The sequence below is a fragment of the Streptomyces sp. NPDC005574 genome, from assembly GCF_040605435.1.
In the GTDB taxonomy this organism is placed as follows: domain Bacteria; phylum Actinomycetota; class Actinomycetes; order Streptomycetales; family Streptomycetaceae; genus Streptomyces.
Map to the genome: position 1 here is coordinate 1 of NZ_JBEXCW010000088.1, position 15,452 is coordinate 15,452.

At 72.7% G+C, this 15,452-nt stretch carries 13 protein-coding genes and 1 pseudogene; 3 read left to right on the forward strand and 11 right to left on the reverse strand.

The annotated features are described in order from the left end of the window. Positions 1-96 (forward strand): annotated as a pseudogene (locus ABZT03_RS34630) (ABC transporter ATP-binding protein); the annotation flags it as partial. A gap of 76 nt (positions 97-172) precedes the next feature. Here the strand turns inward: ABZT03_RS34630 and ABZT03_RS34635 are convergent. After that, positions 173-1,165 carry a ScbA/BarX family gamma-butyrolactone biosynthesis protein gene (locus ABZT03_RS34635; protein WP_356046820.1) on the reverse strand — a complete coding sequence of 331 codons (993 nt, stop codon included), beginning with the start codon at positions 1,163-1,165 and terminating at the stop codon, positions 173-175. Between the two features lie 221 nt (positions 1,166-1,386). Between ABZT03_RS34635 and ABZT03_RS34640 the strand changes: the two genes are divergently transcribed. Further along, positions 1,387-2,061 carry a ScbR family autoregulator-binding transcription factor gene (locus tag ABZT03_RS34640; RefSeq protein ID WP_356046822.1) on the forward strand — a complete coding sequence of 225 codons (675 nt, stop codon included), beginning with the start codon at positions 1,387-1,389 and terminating at the stop codon, positions 2,059-2,061. Between the two features lie 88 nt (positions 2,062-2,149). Here ABZT03_RS34640 and ABZT03_RS34645 read toward each other — a convergent pair whose 3' ends face one another. The 6 genes from ABZT03_RS34645 to ABZT03_RS34670 form a co-directional block, all read right to left on the reverse strand. Beyond that, positions 2,150-2,872: a ScbR family autoregulator-binding transcription factor gene (locus ABZT03_RS34645; protein ID WP_356046823.1), complete on the reverse strand. Its 723-nt coding sequence runs from the start codon at positions 2,870-2,872 to the stop codon at positions 2,150-2,152. Between the two features lie 179 nt (positions 2,873-3,051). Beyond that, positions 3,052-3,336: a DUF1876 domain-containing protein gene (locus ABZT03_RS34650; protein ID WP_356046824.1), complete on the reverse strand. Its 285-nt coding sequence runs from the start codon at positions 3,334-3,336 to the stop codon at positions 3,052-3,054. A 117-nt stretch (positions 3,337-3,453) separates the two neighbouring features. Beyond that, a complete protein-coding gene (locus tag ABZT03_RS34655) occupies positions 3,454-4,299 on the reverse strand; it encodes a DMT family transporter (protein ID WP_356046826.1) in 846 nt (281 codons plus the stop codon). Further along, positions 4,296-4,802, reverse strand: coding sequence for a YbaK/EbsC family protein (locus ABZT03_RS34660; RefSeq protein ID WP_356046828.1), 507 nt, complete (start codon positions 4,800-4,802; stop codon positions 4,296-4,298). The genes ABZT03_RS34655 and ABZT03_RS34660 overlap by 4 nt, the downstream gene beginning before the upstream one ends. 276 nt (positions 4,803-5,078) lie before the next feature. Next, positions 5,079-7,304 (reverse strand): MMPL family transporter, encoded by a 2,226-nt coding sequence (locus tag ABZT03_RS34665; RefSeq protein ID WP_356046830.1) that lies wholly within the window; start codon positions 7,302-7,304, stop codon positions 5,079-5,081. A gap of 125 nt (positions 7,305-7,429) precedes the next feature. Then, entirely contained in the window at positions 7,430-8,029 is a 600-nt protein-coding gene (locus tag ABZT03_RS34670; RefSeq protein ID WP_356046832.1) for a TetR/AcrR family transcriptional regulator, read from the reverse strand. A 183-nt stretch (positions 8,030-8,212) separates the two neighbouring features. On the opposite strand from ABZT03_RS34670, the gene ABZT03_RS34675 reads away from it, so the two are divergent. After that, on the forward strand, positions 8,213-11,674 hold the full coding sequence (locus ABZT03_RS34675) for a S41 family peptidase (protein ID WP_356046834.1): 3,462 nt from the start codon (positions 8,213-8,215) through the stop codon (positions 11,672-11,674). 114 nt (positions 11,675-11,788) lie between these two features. Here the strand turns inward: ABZT03_RS34675 and ABZT03_RS34680 are convergent, their stop codons facing one another. The 4 genes from ABZT03_RS34680 to ABZT03_RS34695 form a co-directional block, all read right to left on the reverse strand. After that, positions 11,789-11,974, reverse strand: coding sequence for a hypothetical protein (locus tag ABZT03_RS34680; RefSeq protein ID WP_356046836.1), 186 nt, complete (start codon positions 11,972-11,974; stop codon positions 11,789-11,791). 87 nt (positions 11,975-12,061) lie between these two features. Then, the gene (locus ABZT03_RS34685; RefSeq protein WP_356046837.1) at positions 12,062-12,946 is read right to left on the reverse strand and encodes an SDR family oxidoreductase; all 885 of its coding nucleotides are present in this window, start codon (positions 12,944-12,946) and stop codon (positions 12,062-12,064) included. Beyond that, a complete protein-coding gene (locus tag ABZT03_RS34690; RefSeq protein WP_356046839.1) occupies positions 12,943-13,869 on the reverse strand; it encodes an alpha/beta hydrolase in 927 nt (308 codons plus the stop codon). The genes ABZT03_RS34685 and ABZT03_RS34690 overlap by 4 nt, the downstream gene beginning before the upstream one ends. After that, the gene (locus ABZT03_RS34695) at positions 13,866-15,410 is read right to left on the reverse strand and encodes an NAD(P)/FAD-dependent oxidoreductase (protein ID WP_356046841.1); all 1,545 of its coding nucleotides are present in this window, start codon (positions 15,408-15,410) and stop codon (positions 13,866-13,868) included. Before ABZT03_RS34695 ends, ABZT03_RS34690 begins: the two co-directional genes overlap by 4 nt. Positions 15,411-15,452 lie beyond the last annotated feature (42 nt).

The window sequence follows — 15,452 nt, forward strand, 5'->3', positions numbered from 1 at the left end:
GTCACCGTCCTCGACTTCGGCCGGTCCATCGCCCACGGCACCCCCGACGAGGTCCGCAGGGACCCCGAGGTGCTCCGCGCCTACCTCGGCACCGACCCTTGCACCGGGTGGTGTCCCGCCCCTGTCCCCGGCCCGGACCCCGCGGCCCGGGTCGGGGACACCGCACCCCGGGTCAGGCCGCGCCGGGAGCCCCCGGTGCGCTCTCGCCGTCCAGGACGGACACCTCGCAGGTCGCGGCCACCGAGCCGGCCTGGTGGAACTGGATCGTCAGCGTCCGGAGCCCGTCCGCGTCCACCGTCGGCCTGGAGGCCGAGACCAGGCACGGGGAGTCGAACTCGACGTACCGGTCGAAGGACGCCTCGCAGCCGACCAGGAGCCCGCGCGGAAGCCCGAGGGCCGCCAGGCCCGCCTGGCGCGCCGCCTCCAGGAGGAGCATGCCCGGCACATGGTCCACGGGGTGGTCGAACAGGACGGGGTGGGTCGCGTCGACGCGCAGCAGGTGGACGTCGCCCAGCCCTTCGGCGGCCTCCATCTCGGGCCGGCCCAGGACGACGTCGAACTCGCTGACCCGGCCGACGAGTCGCGGCTCGACGGCGCGTATGAGGCCGTACGACGGTCTGGCCTCGGCGCGGGCGCCGCGCAGCCTGCGGTACACCGCCTGCCCGACGCAGTCGCTGGCCGCGTGTCCGCGGCCCATGAGTTCGCCGCCGCGGTGGGCGAGCACGTCGAGGGCGAACGAGGACACGTACGCGCCGCGGCAGCGGATGTCCCGGAGCTTCACGCACAGGACGATGTCGGCGGGCGCGTCCGCGAGTCTCGCGCCCTGCTCCGTCATCTCGAAGGAGGTGGACTTGGTGAGGAACCGGTGGTCCAGCGGGATGCCGAGCGCCTCGTGCGCCAGCAGCAGCCCGGCCTGCCGGATCGATTCTCCCAGCAGCATCGGGTCGTGCCACCGGCCGGCCACCGGGCCGTAGTAGCAGTGGCCCCGCGCCCACTGGGCACCTATGTGGTACTTGTCCCGTCCGCTGGGCCGCAGCCCGGTGAGCAGGACCTCGGAGACGGCGGACCGGTGCACGAGCCCGCGAGGGACGGTGCGCTCGAAGAGCTCGGCTTCCCTACCCGGAGTTAAAGAATCCGGTCGGACGGCTTGCTTAAGTGGACTCATCGCTTGCCTCCTGAGACGCGCGCAGACGTCAGCTACCCGCAGAATGAACAGGACACGAGGCAGGAAAGCCCGCCCCCCACGTGTGGCCTCACTTCCGTAACCATACTAGTTGACTGGTTTTTTTTCGCTAGTTCAGGCAGTCTGGTTCCAGCTACTTGCCGTGGTGATCACCGGAAGGATGGAAGACCACCATCCGCACCGCGGCGGACAGGAGGCACGGAGTGGCCAGGGCCAGGCAGGAACGAGCCGAAATCACCCGGCAGGCGATCCTCGACGGGGCGGCGGCCGCCTTCGACAGCACGGGCTTCGGGAGTACGAGTCTGAGCGAGGTCTCCCACCACGCGGGCGTCACCAAGGGGGCGTTGTACTTCCACTTCCAGTCCAAGGAAGCGCTCGCCCGCACGCTGATAGAGGAGCAGTTCGAGCTCTTCCGTCCGGTGTCCAGCACCACGATGCCGGGTGTGCAGACCGCGATCGACCTCTCCCACCAGCTGGCCCACGGGCTGCTCACCGACGTCCGGGTCCGGGCCGGCATCCGGCTGGTGATCGAGTTCGGCTCGTTCACCGACCCCGACCCCACGCCGTACAACTCCTGGATCGACGCGCTGCGTGACTGCCTGGCGCCGGCGCAGGGCCGGGGCGACATCCTCCCCGAGGTCAACGTGACCGACCTGGCGACGTTCCTGTGCGGTTCCTTCACCGGTATCCAGATCGCCTCGCACGTCCGCACCCGCCGCGAGGACCTGCACGCCCGGGTGACGGACCTGTGGAACTTCGTGCTGCCGGGCACCGTCCCGGCCCGGCGGCTGTCCCGCTTCGAACCGGCCGGCTCCGCCGAGTGCCGCGCCGCGGTGGGCCTGCCGGCCCTGGAGGAGGCGGGCGCGGGAACCGGCTGACGGCGACCCGGCGACCCGGCAACCCGGCAACCCGGCAACCCGGCAACCCGGCAGCCGGTTCGACCGTCCGGCCGTCCGGCCGTCCGGGTCACGACGGCCGGCCTCGCGCCACCGGCCGTGCGGGCGCCGTCGTGCGCACCGGCCGGCGGTCCGGGCGGTCGGGCCGCAGGGCCGGCAGCAGCAGCGACCAGAGGTCGGTGAGCCAGGCCTCGGACTCCGCGCGCTGCGTGCCCAGCCAGGTCAGCGCCTCGACACCCGCCACCACCGCCGTGACCAGGGTGCGCGCCGAGGTGTCCGCGACGGTCCGGCTCAGCTCACCGCTGCGCCGCGCCTCGGCCATCAGGTCCCACAGCAGTTCCAGCCACACCCGGTAGAAGCCGAGCTCCTCGACGCCCTCCGCGTCGGAGTCCGCCTCGGGCCCGCCCCCGGCGACGACGTCTCCGGGGGCGTCCGCCGCCTCGCCGTCACGGTGCTCCCGCGCGATGCGCACCGACGCCCGGACGAACACGTCCTCCCGCAGCAGCCGCAGCAGGACGAAGCTCAGGTCGACGACGCTCTGCAGGTACGCGCCCTCGGCCGGCCCGAGCCGGGCGACCGAGCGTTCCATCAGCTCCCGTCCGCGTTCCTGCACGGCGACGGCCAGTTCGTCCTTGGAGGCGAAGTGGAAGAACAGCGCCCCCTTGGTCACCCCGGCGCGGCTGCTGATGTCGGCCAGGGTCGCCCGCACGTAGCCGCGCCGCGCGAACTGGTCGGCGGCAGCGGTCACCAGCCGTTCGACGGTCCGTTCCGAACGCTTCTGCCTGCCGACCATCCGCCCCGCCCCTCGACGCCCTCCGCGCATGGCGTGGCCGGGCGAGCACGGCAAGGGGGTGCCCGGCGCTCGCCCGGCGCCACCCTTCCTTGATACGCCCTCCCGCGTCAGGGGAAGGCAAGCCCCACGTCAGAGCCACCGTCGGGGAAGGCCAAACCTGTCTCGGGACCCGCGGGCGCTCACACGTTGATCGAGTGCGACGTGCGTCCCGACTCCTCATCGATCTCCCCGTGTGCCTTGGTCAGCAGCTGCATCGCGAGCTCGTTGAGCGCCCGCGCCCCCGCGACCTCCTCCCCCACCCGGGGCTGGTTGGAGTCGGACTGGTGGCGGCTGGCGTGTCCGTGCGTGCGTATCTCGGTGCCGTCGGGCAACCGCACCATCGCGGCCGCCCGCGTGTGCCGCTCGTCCTCCTGGAACTCCAGCTCGATGTGCCAGCCCACTGACGGATGCGCGGTCTGCGTCATCAGGATCACCTCCGGAACGTCTGCTTCCAGAGTGCCCCCCGACCGGCGCGCCCGCACGGGTGGGCGGGCATCGGCTGCCGGGCGCGCGGGAGTACGGCGGCGGCGCGGGCGGTGGTCCTAGCCGGCGTGCAGCATGAGCCCGATCCCGAGGACCAGCAGGCCCGCGGCGGCGATCCTCGGAGCACCGAACCGCTCCTTGAAGAACACCGCGCCGATGGCCGCGCCGACGATGATCGACGACTCTCTCAACGCCGCGATCGGCGCCAGGGCCGCCTTGGTCTGGGCCCACAGGACCAGGGCGTAGGCGGCGACGGAGAGGGCGGCGCCCAGCAGGCCGACGGCTGCGAACGGCCGTAGCGCAGGGAGGAGTCGGCCTCTGCGCCGCCACAGTGCGTACGCCGGGACGCCCGCGCCCTGTACCGCCATCAGCCAGGCGATGTAGCCGAGGGGGGTGCCCGAGGCGCGTACGCCGAGGCCGTCGAGGACCGTGTACGCGGCGATGGTCAGGCCGGTCGCGAGGGCCGCGCCGATGGCCGCCCAGTCGGGCCGGCGTCCGCGCAGCCCCCAGAGGGCGACGCCCGTGAGTCCCGCGCAGGACAGGGCGATGCCCGCGGCCGCCCATCCGTCGGGCACCTCGTCGGCGAAGACGGCGGCGAGCAGGGTGACCACGAGGGGCGCGGTGCCGCGCGCGATCGGATACGCCTGGCCGAAGTCGCCCAGCCGGAAGGACTTCATCAGCAGCGCGTAGTAGGCCATGTGGACACAGGCCGAGGCGCACAGATACGGCCAGGCGTCCGCCGCGGGGAGCCGTACGAACGGCGTCATGCCCAGGCCGATGACCAGGCCGCCGCCGGCGATCAGGGTGAAGCCGACCAGCTTGTCCGTGATGCGGTGGGCGATCGCGTTCCAGCTGGCGTGCGTCACCGCCGCGAGCAGGACGGCCGCGGTGACCAGCGGGGTCACGCCGTCCGCTCGCGTACGTCCACGAGGGTGCCGCCGGCGTGCGCGACGAGCGTCTTGGGCTCGATGGGGAAGACCGTGTGCGGGTTGCCCGCGGCGGCCCACACCAGGTCGTGGTCGAGCAGCGAACGGTCCGCGAGCACGCGGGTCCGCGTCCGGTGCCCGAACGGCGGGACTCCCCCGATGGCGTACCCGGTGGTCTCCCGTACGACGTCGACGCGGGCCCGCGTCACCTTGTCGGCGCCCAGCGCCCGCCGGACGAGGTCGAGGTCGACGCGGGAGGCGCCGTCCATGAGGACGAGGACCGGGACCCCGTCCGCGGCGAAGATCAGGGACTTGCAGATCTGGCTCAGCTCACACCCGATGGCTGCGGCGGCCTCGGCGGCGGTACGGGTGGCCTCCGGGAACCGGCGCGCCCGCGGGATCAGGTCGCCGAGGCCCAGCTCGCGCAGGGCTTCGGCGAAGCGGGGGTGGACTCCGGAGTCTTCGGTGTCGGTCGACGTCATGCACGGCACGCTAGCGGTGGCCGCGGGGGCGGGCGAACGGGTTTGCCCGCGGGAGCGGGGGGCGCGTCCGCGCGTCCGCCAGGTCGCGCGGCCACGCGACGCGGCCACGCGACACGCCCCCCGCACCAGGCGGCCCGAACGGTCGGACCGCCGTAGCGGAAGCGTGTCCGCCAAGTCGCGCGGCCACGCGACGCGGCCTCCCGCACCGGGCGCGCGGGGTGCCGCGTCGCCGGTTCGGGAGGCCGCCCGGTCGTCACCGGGTGTCGGGCTCCGTGCTCAGGCCCTGACCAGTTCCCGGTCCTCGTCGGGGTCCGTGTCCTTGGTGGTGCCCGGGGTCCGCAGACCCTCGCCCTCCACGTCCACGTTCGGCAGGGCCCGGTCGAGCCACTTCGGGAGCCACCAGGCCCGCTTGCCGAGGAGTGCGAGGACCGCCGGGACGATGGTCATGCGGACCACGAAGGCGTCCAGGAAGACGGCGATCGCGAGGCCGAAGCCGATCATCTTGATCATCGACTCGCTGGAGCCGATGAAGCCGGAGAAGACGGCCATCATGATGATCGCGGCGGCGGTGACCACCCGGGCGCCGTACTTGAACCCGGTCACGACGGCCTCGGTGGGCCGCTCGCCGTGGACGTACGCCTCCCGCATGCGGGTCACGAGGAACACCTCGTAGTCCATCGCCAGGCCGAAGACCACGCCCACCATGAAGATCGGCATCATCGACATGATCGGGCCGGTCTCCTCGACGCCTATGAGGCCCGCCAGCCAGCCCCACTGGAAGACCGCGACGACGGCGCCGAGGGCGGCCAGCACGCTGAGCAGGAAGCCGAGGGCCGCCTTCAGCGGGACCAGGATCGAGCGGAAGACCACGATCAGCAGCAGGAAGGCGAGGCCGACGACCAGCGCCAGGTAGGGGACCAGCGCGTCGTTGAGCTTCTGCGAGAAGTCGATGTTCATCGCCGTGGTGCCGGTGACCAGCACCCTGGCGTCCGTGTCGGCGCGCACCTCGGCGCCCGCGTCCCGGATGGCGTGCACCAGGTCCTCGGTCTGCGTCGAGGACGGCTTCGACCTGGGGACGACGGTGATCATCGCGGTGTCGCCGGGCTGGTTGAACTGCGCCTTGGACACCGTCACGACGTCTTTGAGGCCCTTGACCTGGTCGGTCACCGCGGACGCGGCGGCCTTCGGGTCGGCGGCGCCCTTGGCGTCGACCACGACCATCAGGGGGCCGTTGAAGCCGGGGCCGAAGCCGTCCGAGAGCAGGTCGTAGGCCTTGCGCTGGGTGGTGGACGTCGGCTGGGTGCCGTCGTCGGGCAGGCCCAGTTCCAGCTGGGTGGCGGGCAGGGCCAGCGCGCCGAGGCCGACGACACCGAGCAGCAGTACGGCGACGGGGCGGCGGACGACGAAGCTCGCCCAGCGCGTGCCCATGTTGGGCTTGGTCACGCCGGTCCGCGCGGCGGGGCGGCGGCCGAGCAGTCCGCCCTTCTGGCCGGCGGGCCGGACCTTGCGGCCCGCGTAGCCGAGCAGCGCCGGGATCATGGTGAGCGCGATGAGGACGGCGATGACGACGGTGCCGGCGGCCGCGAGACCCATCTTGGTGAGCATCGGCACGTTGACGACCGCGAGTCCGGCCAGCGCGATGACGACCGTGAGTCCCGCGAAGACGACCGCGGAGCCCGCGGTGCCGACGGCCCGGCCGACCGCTTCCTCACGCTCGCGGCCCTCGGCGAGTTCGGCGCGGTAGCGGGAGACGATGAACAGCGCGTAGTCGATGCCGACGGCGAGGCCGATCATCAGCGCGAGGGTGGAGGTGGAGTCGCCGAGGTCTAGCGCGCTGGCGAGGCTGGTGATGCCGGCGACGCCGATGCCGACGCCGATGATCGCCGTCAGCAGGGGCAGTCCGGCCGCGACCAGGGAGCCGAGGGTGACGACGAGGACGACCGCGGCGATGGCCAGGCCGATGATCTCGCCGGTGGCCGCCTGTTCGGGCTGGGCCTGGAGGGCGTCACCGCCCATCTCGACGGTCAGCCCGGCGTCCTTCGCCTTGTCCGCGGTGGTCTCCAGGATGGTCCTGGAGGAGTCCTTCAGCTCGACGGAGGAGACCGTGTACCTCACCGAGGTGTAGGCGACGGTCCCGTCCTCGCTCACGGCGTGCGTCGTGAAGGGGTCGGTCACGGAGGCGACCTCGGAGCCGTCGCCGAGGGCCTTCACCGTCTTCGCGACGGTCGCCCGGTTGGCGGCGTCGGTCATCTTCTCGCCGTCGGGCGCCTTGAAGACGACCCGCGCGGTGGCACCGTCGGCGCTGGCTCCGGGGAAGCGCTGTTCCAGCAGGTCGAAGGCCTTCTGGGCCTCGACCCCCGGGATCGAGAAGGAGGTGGAGCCCGCGGCGGGCGCGGAGGCCGCGCCGACGCCCGCGAGCGTCAGCAGGGCCACCCACAGGAGGGCGACGAAGTGCCGTCGCCTGAAGGCGAGCCGGCCGAGTCGATAGAGGAACGAGGCCACGAGGGCGTACTCCCGGTCAGGTCGTGGGTCTTGCGGGGCAGGGTTGATCAGCCCGGCGGGTGGGCAGGGGTGATCGGCCCGACGACGTGAGCGGTGACGTCAGGTGGGCTGGCTGCGGGGACGGGTCAGGAAGTGGGCGCGCCGAGGGCGGGGAGTACCACGGCGTCGATGTAAGAACGCAGGAAGTCCTGCGTGGGGGGCTGCTCGTCGATCAGCGTGCGGGTGGCGAAAGCGCCGATCAACATGTGCATGACGTACTCCAGCGCCGGGCAGTCGGCGCGGACCTCGCCGCGATCGACAGCGCGGCGCATGACGTGCTGGAACTCCTCCATCTCCGGTTCGACGAGCAGCTCCTTGAGCGCCCGCATCAGATCCGGGTTCCCGTGCGCCGCCATGGCCAGCGCGCGCATCAGGTCGGAGTTCCGTTCCATGGTGCAGTCGTCCTCGCGGGTGACCATCGTCAGGAGGTCGCCGCGCAGGGAGCCGGTGTCGACGTCGGCGACGCCGCCCGGCTTGTTGTGCCGCATGGCCTTGACGACCAGTTCGGGCTTGCCGCCCCACTGACGGTAGAGCGTGGCCTTGCTGGAGCGTGTGCGCGCGGCCACGGCGTCCATGGTCAGGGCGTCGTAGCCGACTTCCCGGAGCAGTTCGAGCACGGCCGCGTACAGCTCGGCCTCACGCTCGGGGGTGATACGACTGCGACGCGCCGCTGCGACCTCAGTCATTGCTCTCACCTTCCTTCTCCGGACTCCCGGACGACACCGCGAACGAGACTGTTTCGTACGTGACGAATGTAGCGCACCAGCAAGCGAAACGAAACTGTTTCGTTCGTGTTCCCGGTCACGCCCGCCCAAGTGTCCCCTCCTGCACGAGTTGCTCCGCCCCATTCGCCGGAAAAGCATGGGGAGGTGAGCTATCTGCGCCTACCGCACGTGAGCGGCGACCTGCTGACCTTCGTCGCCGAGGACGACCTCTGGCTGGCCCCCCTCGACGGGCCCGGCCGCGCCTGGCGGCTGACCGTCGACCGGACGAAGACCGGCCACCCGCGCTTCTCACCCGACGGCCGCCACCTCGCGTACACGAGCTGGCGCAGCCTCGTCCCGGAGATCCACCTCGTCCCGGTGGACGGCGGCCCGGGCCGGCAGCTCACCCACTGGGGCTCCGCCGACACCCGGGTGTGCGGCTGGACGCCGGCCGGGGAGACGGGGACCGGCACGATCCTCGCCGTCGCCTCCCACGGGGAGCCCTTCTCGTACTTCACCTGGGCCTACAAGGTCCGCACCGACGGCGACCCCGGCCGCAAACTGCCGTGGGGGCCCGTCTCCGACATCCAGGTCGCCGACCTCGACGGCGAACGAAGGACGCTGCTGCTCACCGGCACGCCGCCGCACGAGCCGGCCGCCTGGAAACGCTACCGGGGCGGCGCCACGGGCCGGCTGTGGCTGCACGGCGAGCGGCTGCTGCCCGACCTGGAGGGGCATCTGCACTCCCCCATGTTCGTGGGCGGCCGGATCGCGTTCCTCTCCGACCACGAGGGCGTCGGCAACCTCTACTCGTGCGCGTACGACGGCTCGGGGCTGCGCCGGCACACCGACCACGACGCCTTCTACGCCCGGCACGCCGCCAGCGACGGCACCCGCGTGGTGTACCAGTGCGCGGGCGACCTGTGGATCGTCGACGACCTGGCCGCGGACTCCCTCCCGCGCCGCCTCGACGTGACGCTGAGCGGTCCGCGCGCGGGCCGGCGCCCGTACCAGGTCCCCGCCGCCCGGCACGTGGACGGCATCTCGGTGGACGAGACGGGCCGCGCGAGCGCGGTCGTCGTGCGGGGCAGTCTGTACTGGCTCACCCACCGGGACGGCCCGGCCCGCACGATCACCGACACGCCGGGGGTACGGGTCCGGCTCCCGGAGATGCTCGGCTCCGCCGGCCGGGTCGCGTACGTGACGGACGCGGAGGGCGAGGACGCCGTCGAGATCGCCTACCTGCCCCGGGCCACCGGTGACCGGGAACCGAGAAGGCTCGCCTCCGGGCGGCTGGGCCGGGTCCTGGAACTGGTGTCGGACCCGCAGGGCGAACGCCTCGCCGTCGCCTCCCACGACGGACGGCTGCTGCTGCTCACCGTCTCGGAGGACTCGGACGATTCGCAGGACTCGGACGATTCGCAGGACTCGCAGGACTCGCAGGACTCGCAGGACCCAGAGGACCCGGAGGACCCGGAGGACCCGGAGGACCTGGAGTCGGGGACGGATGCCGGCGAGGCGGCCACCGAGGTCACCGTCGTCACGGGTGTCACCGACGTCACGGATGTCACAGGTGTCACCGACGTCACCGAGCTGATCCGGTCGGTGAACGGGCCGGTGCGGGATCTCGCGTTCTCTCCGGACGGGGCGTGGCTGACCTGGTCGCACCCGGGGATCGGCAGGTCGCTGCGGCAGATCAAGATGGCCCGCATCTCCGGTCCGGGCACCGGATCCGCTCCCGGCCGGGGGGAACCGCTGATCGTCGACGTCACCAACGGCCGTTTCGAGGACGAGAACCCGGTGTTCACCCGGGACGGCCGCTATCTGGCGTTCCTGTCCTGGCGCGGCTTCGACCCCGTCTACGACGTGCACACCGGGGACCTGTCCTTCCCGCTCGGCTGCCGCCCCTACCTGGTCCCGCTCTCCTCGGCCACGCCCTCGCCGTTCGCGCTCACCCCCGAGGGCCGGCCCGCGGCGGGGGGCCTGGACCCGCTGGAGGACGACGGGCCGGGCGACGGCAGCACGGTCACCGTCGAGATCGAGGGGCTGGCCAGCCGGGTGACGCCCTTCCCGGTTCCCGCGTCGAAGTACTCGGCACTGCATCCGGTCGCCGGCGGCGGACTGGTCTGGCTGCGGTGGCCGATCTCCGGTGCGCTGGGCGAGACGTTCGTGAACCCGGACGACACCAGCGGGCGTCCGACGCTGGAGCACTTCGGCATCAGCAAGGCGAAGAAGTCCGAACTGGTCGAGCACCTGGACTGGTTCGCGGTGAGCGGCGACGGTTCGCGGCTGGTCGTGGTCGACGAGGGCGACCTGCGGGCGGTGCCGGCCACCGAGCCGGGCGACGGCGACTCCACGGTCTGGATCGACCTACGGCGCATCCTGCACGAGGCCGACCCGGCCGCCGAGTGGCGCCAGTCGTACGAGGAGGCGGGCCGGCTGATCCGCGCCTACTTCTGGGAGCCGGGGATGTGCGGGATCGACTGGGACGGGGTGCTCGCGCAGTACCGGCCGCTGGTCGAACGGGTCGCCTCTCCGGACGAGTTCGCGGACCTGCTGCGGGAGGTGCTGGGCGAACTCGGCACCTCCTACGCGTACGTGACCGCCGCCCGCCGCAACGAGGGACCACCGCACTACCAGCGCCGGCAGGGGCTGCTGGGCGCCAACCTGGTGTGCCGCGACGGGGGTTGGGCGGTGCGGCGGATCCTGCCCGGCGAGTCCTCCGACTCCAAGGCCCGTTCCCCCCTGGCGGGCACCGGCATCCGCGAAGGGGCGGTCCTGACCCATGTCGACGGGCGCCCGGTGGACCCGGACGCCGGGCCCTTCCCGCTGCTGGCCGGCGCGGGCGGCACCACCGTGGAGCTGACGTTCCGGCCGGCCGGGGGCGACGGCGGACCGCGGCGGGTGGCGGTCGTCCCGCTCGTCGACGAGCGGCCGCTGCGCTACCAGGACTGGGTGGCCAAACGCCGCGAGGTCGTACGGGAGTTGAGCGGTAACCGCTGCGGCTATCTGCACATCCCCGACATGGGCGGCTCGGGCTGGGCGCAGTTCAACCGGGACCTGCGGATGGAGGTGTCGCGGCCCGCGCTGCTGGTGGACGTGCGCGGCAACGCGGGCGGTCACATCAGCGAGCTGGTGGTCGAGAAGCTGACCCGCACGATCATCGGCTGGGACCTGACGCGCGACGCCCAGCCGGTGTCGTACGCCTCCAACGCCCCCCGGGGGCCGGTGGTCGCGCTGGCGGACGAGGCGACCGCCTCCGACGGTGACATGATCACAGCGGCCTTCAAGCTGCTGGGTCTCGGGCCGGTGGTCGGCCAGCGGACCTGGGGCGGAGTGGTCGGGATGACCGGCCGCCACGAGCTCGGCGACGGCACCGTGATCACCGTGCCGATGAACGCGGCCTGGTTCGACGCCTACGGCTGGTCCGTCGAGAACCGCGGTGTGGAGCCCGACCTGGAGATCCTCCGCACCCCGCTGGACTGGGCCGAGGGCCGTCACGCCCAACTGGACGACGCCGTACAGCTCGCGCTGGAGCTGCTGGCGACGAAACCGCCGGCCTCGCCGCCGGACCTCGGGAACGTGCCCGACCGGTCGCGGCCGAAGCTGCCGCCGAGGAGCCGGTAGCGGCAACGCCCCCCGCCCGTCGGCCCGTTGCCCGGCAGCCGGGGCCGGTGGTCCGCGGCGGGACGTGAAAGGGGTGCCCTTCACCAGGGCACCCCTTCCGCGCTGCGGAGGACGTCAGGCGTCGTAGTCCTGGCTCATGCGGTCCTCGTCCTCACGCTCGTGCTCGGGCCGCATGCGCGCGGCGTCCTCGTCACGCCGGCGGCCACGCTGCGGGGCCTGCTCCCGGCCCTGCTCGGCCTTCTCCTTGGCCTGACGCTGCCACTGCTCGGACTTCTCCTGGAACTGGTCCTTCATACCCATGTGGGTTCACTCCTGTATGGGGTGTTCTGGGGCCCCTTGCTGGGGCCTCGACCAGATTCACACGGTCCGACACGGCGCGCATTTCGATCAGTTACGGTGCGTAGCCCTGGCCTCCTCGTCGGCCGCGCCGCCCGCTCCCACCAGCCCGGACCGCATGCCGTCCAGGCGCGGGGCGAAGCGCCGCATCTCCCGCTGCCCCACCGTGCCGATGAGGCCCGGCAGATACCCGCGCACCCCCTGCATCCCGCGCAGCCACCACTGCCCGTAGACGTGGGACGAGCGCCGCTCGATGCCGGCGACGATCCGGTCCACCGCCGGACCCAGCGGGTAGGTCTTGTTCGACGGCCACGGCAGCCGCTGCCTCAACTCCCGCATCACGTCGTCCTGGTCGGCCCCGCGCACCATGTCGGTGTCGGTCCACGACAGGTAACCGACCCCGACCCGCACGCCCTTGTAGCCGACCTCGGCCCGCAGACTGTGCGCGTACGCCTCCACGCCCGACTTGGACGCGCAGTACGCCGTCATCATCGGCGCCGGGGTGATCGCCGCGAGGGAGGCGATCTGCAGCAGGTAGCCCCGGCTCTCCATGAGCAGCGGCAGGAAGGCGCGGGCGGTCATCGCCGATCCGATCAGGTTGACCTCGATGACCCGCCGCCACGCCTCCGGGTCGGCGTCCACGAAGGGGCCGCCGTTGGCGACACCCGCGTTGGCGACGACGATGTCGACCTTCCCGAACCGCTCCTTGACCTCGCGGGCCACCTGGGCCATCGCCTCGTGGTCGGTGACGTCGGCGTACCAGTGGGCGCTCTCGGTGTGCAGCCGCTCGGCGACCTGCTTGAGGGCGTCCGGCTCCAGCCCGACGAGGGCCACCTTCGCGCCACGCGCGGACAGTTTGCGGGCGAGCAGTTCGCCCACGCCCCGCGCGGCCCCGGTGACGACCGCGACCTGCCCTTCCAGACTCACCCTGCTCATGCGTCCTCCTTGGCGTGCCGCACGGATACGTACGTGGTGACGAGTTCCCGGATCTTCCCGGTGACGAGTTCGGGCGCCTCGACCGGCGTCATGTGGCCGAGCCCGGGCAGTTCCGTGACCCCGAGGCAGTGGGGCAGCGCGGCCGCCAGCGAGCGGGCGTGCACCGGCGGGGTGAGCCGGTCGGCGGTGCCGACGACGACGGCCGTGGGCGCCCGCAACTCACCTACGGCGTGATCGAGATCGAGCAGGTCGAGCACCTGCGACCAGGCGTGCCGCACGGCGCGGGGGCAGGCGTGCACGATCCGGGCGCACGCCTCGACCATGTGCGGGGCCGAACCGGGGCCCATCGTCCCGTACTTGAGGATGCGCAGGGCGAGAGGCGTGACCGGTCCGAGGGGGGCCCGGGAACCGAGGACCCGCTTCGTCAGCCAGGTCCTGAGCCGTCCCGCGCGCATCGGCACGATCAGCGACTCGGCGACCAGGCCCGAACTGCCGGTGCTGCACAGCAGGACGGCCGCCGCGTGCTCGCGGAACGCGGGGCGGCCGGCGGCGGCCAGGACCGTCATCCCGCCCATCGAGTGACCGGCGACGACGGCCTGCTCGCCCGGCGCGAGGGTGGCGGCGAGGACGGCTTCGAGGTCGTCGGCGAGCGCGTCCGTGCCGCACGCCGGGTGGGCCGGGCTGCGTCCGTGGCCGCGCTGGTCGTAGGCGAAGACCCGGTGGTCGGTCGCCAGGTCGCGCAACTGGGCGGCCCAGAAGGCGGTGGAGCAGGTCCAGCCGTGGGCCAGCACGACGGCTGGCGCGCCGTCCGGGCCGTGCACCTCGACGTGCAGCGGGGCGCCGTCGGCGGAGAGCACGGTGAGGGTGCGGGCGGGGACGGGCGGGGCGTAGGGCCCCGTGGCCATGTGCGCGAGGCGGCTCACGCGGTCACCTCCGCGGCGGACCCGGCCTGGCCGGCAGGGGCGGCGAACCCGGCGGGTGCGGCCTGGTCCGCGGGGGCGCGCAGCACCTCGTACTCCGCGAGGTCCACGCGCCGCGTCGCGCGCCGGAACTCGGTCGTGGTGCCGGGCCAGATGGTGCTGTTGCGGCCGCTCGCGTCCAGGTACCAGCTGGTGCAGCCGCCGGTGTTCCACACCGTGCGCCTCATCCGCTCCTGCACCCGGTCGTTCCATGCCTGTACGGCTCCCGGCCGGGCGTCGAGCGCGGCGCGGCCGCCGAGGACGTCGAGCTGCCGTACGAAGTCGGCCAGGTAGTTCAGCTGGGACTCGATCATCAGGATCATGGACGAGTTCCCGAGGCCGGTGTTGGGCCCGATGATCGACAGCCAGTTGGGGAAGCCGGCCGCCGAGGCGCCGCGCAGGGCCTCCATGCCGCCCTTCCACGCCTCGGCGAGGGTCCGCCCGTCGGCGCCCACCACCCGCTCGGCGATCGGCATGTCGGTGACGTGGAAGCCGGTGCCGAAGACGATCGCGTCGACCTCGGCCTCGGTGCCGTCGGCGGCGACGACCGTCGAGCCGCGGACCTCCGCGAGGCCGCTCGCGACCAGGTCCACGTTGGGCTGGGCGAGCGCCGGGTAGTAGGCGCTGGACAGCAGGATGCGCTTGCAGCCGATGCGGTAGTCGGGCGTGAGCCTGGCGCGCAGTGCGGGGTCCTTGATGGCGCGCGCCATGTTGCGTTTGGCCAGCTGCTCCACCAGGCCGAGTTCGTCGGGATGCTTGGTGAACGCCTGTACCTGCAACTCCCTGAGCCCCCACAGGAGTCCGCGGCGGGCGCGGGCGGTGAAGGGCAGCTGCCGGTGCAGCCAGCGCTCCGGACCGCTGACGGCCCGGTCGACGCGGGGCATCACCCACGGCGGGGTGCGCTGGAAGAGGGTCAGCCGGGAGACGTCCGGCTGGACGGCGGGCACGATCTGGATCGCGGAGGCGCCGGTGCCGACCATGGCGACCCGCTTGCCGCGCAGGTCGTAGTCGTGGTCCCAGCGCGCGGAGTGGAAGACCTTGCCGGGGAAGGTCTCCAGGCCCGGGACGGCCGGGATCCTCGGGTCGGACAGCGGCCCGGTGGCGGAGACGACGAGGTCCGCGGACAGGTCGCCGCCGCTCGTCTCGATGTCCCAGCACAGCCGTTCGGCGTTCCAGGTCATCCGCAGCACCTCGGAGTCGAGGCGGATGTGCGGGCGCAGCCCGAAGACGTCCGTGACGTGTTCCAGGTAGGCGCGGATGTGCTCCTGTCCGGAGAAGGTGCGCGGCCAGTCCGGGTTGGGCGCGAAGGAGAAGGAGTAGAGGTGGGACGGCACGTCGCAGGCGCAGCCCGGATAGCTGTTGTCACGCCAGGTGCCGCCGACGCTGCCGGCCCGTTCCAGGACCACGAAGTCGGTGACGCCCTCGCGGCGCAGCCGTACCGCGGCCCCCAGCCCGCCGAAGCCGGACCCGATCACCGCCACCCGTACATGCTCGTGTTCGCTCATCCCGACGCCCTCCACAGCCCCACGCGACCGCGCCAGTGAACA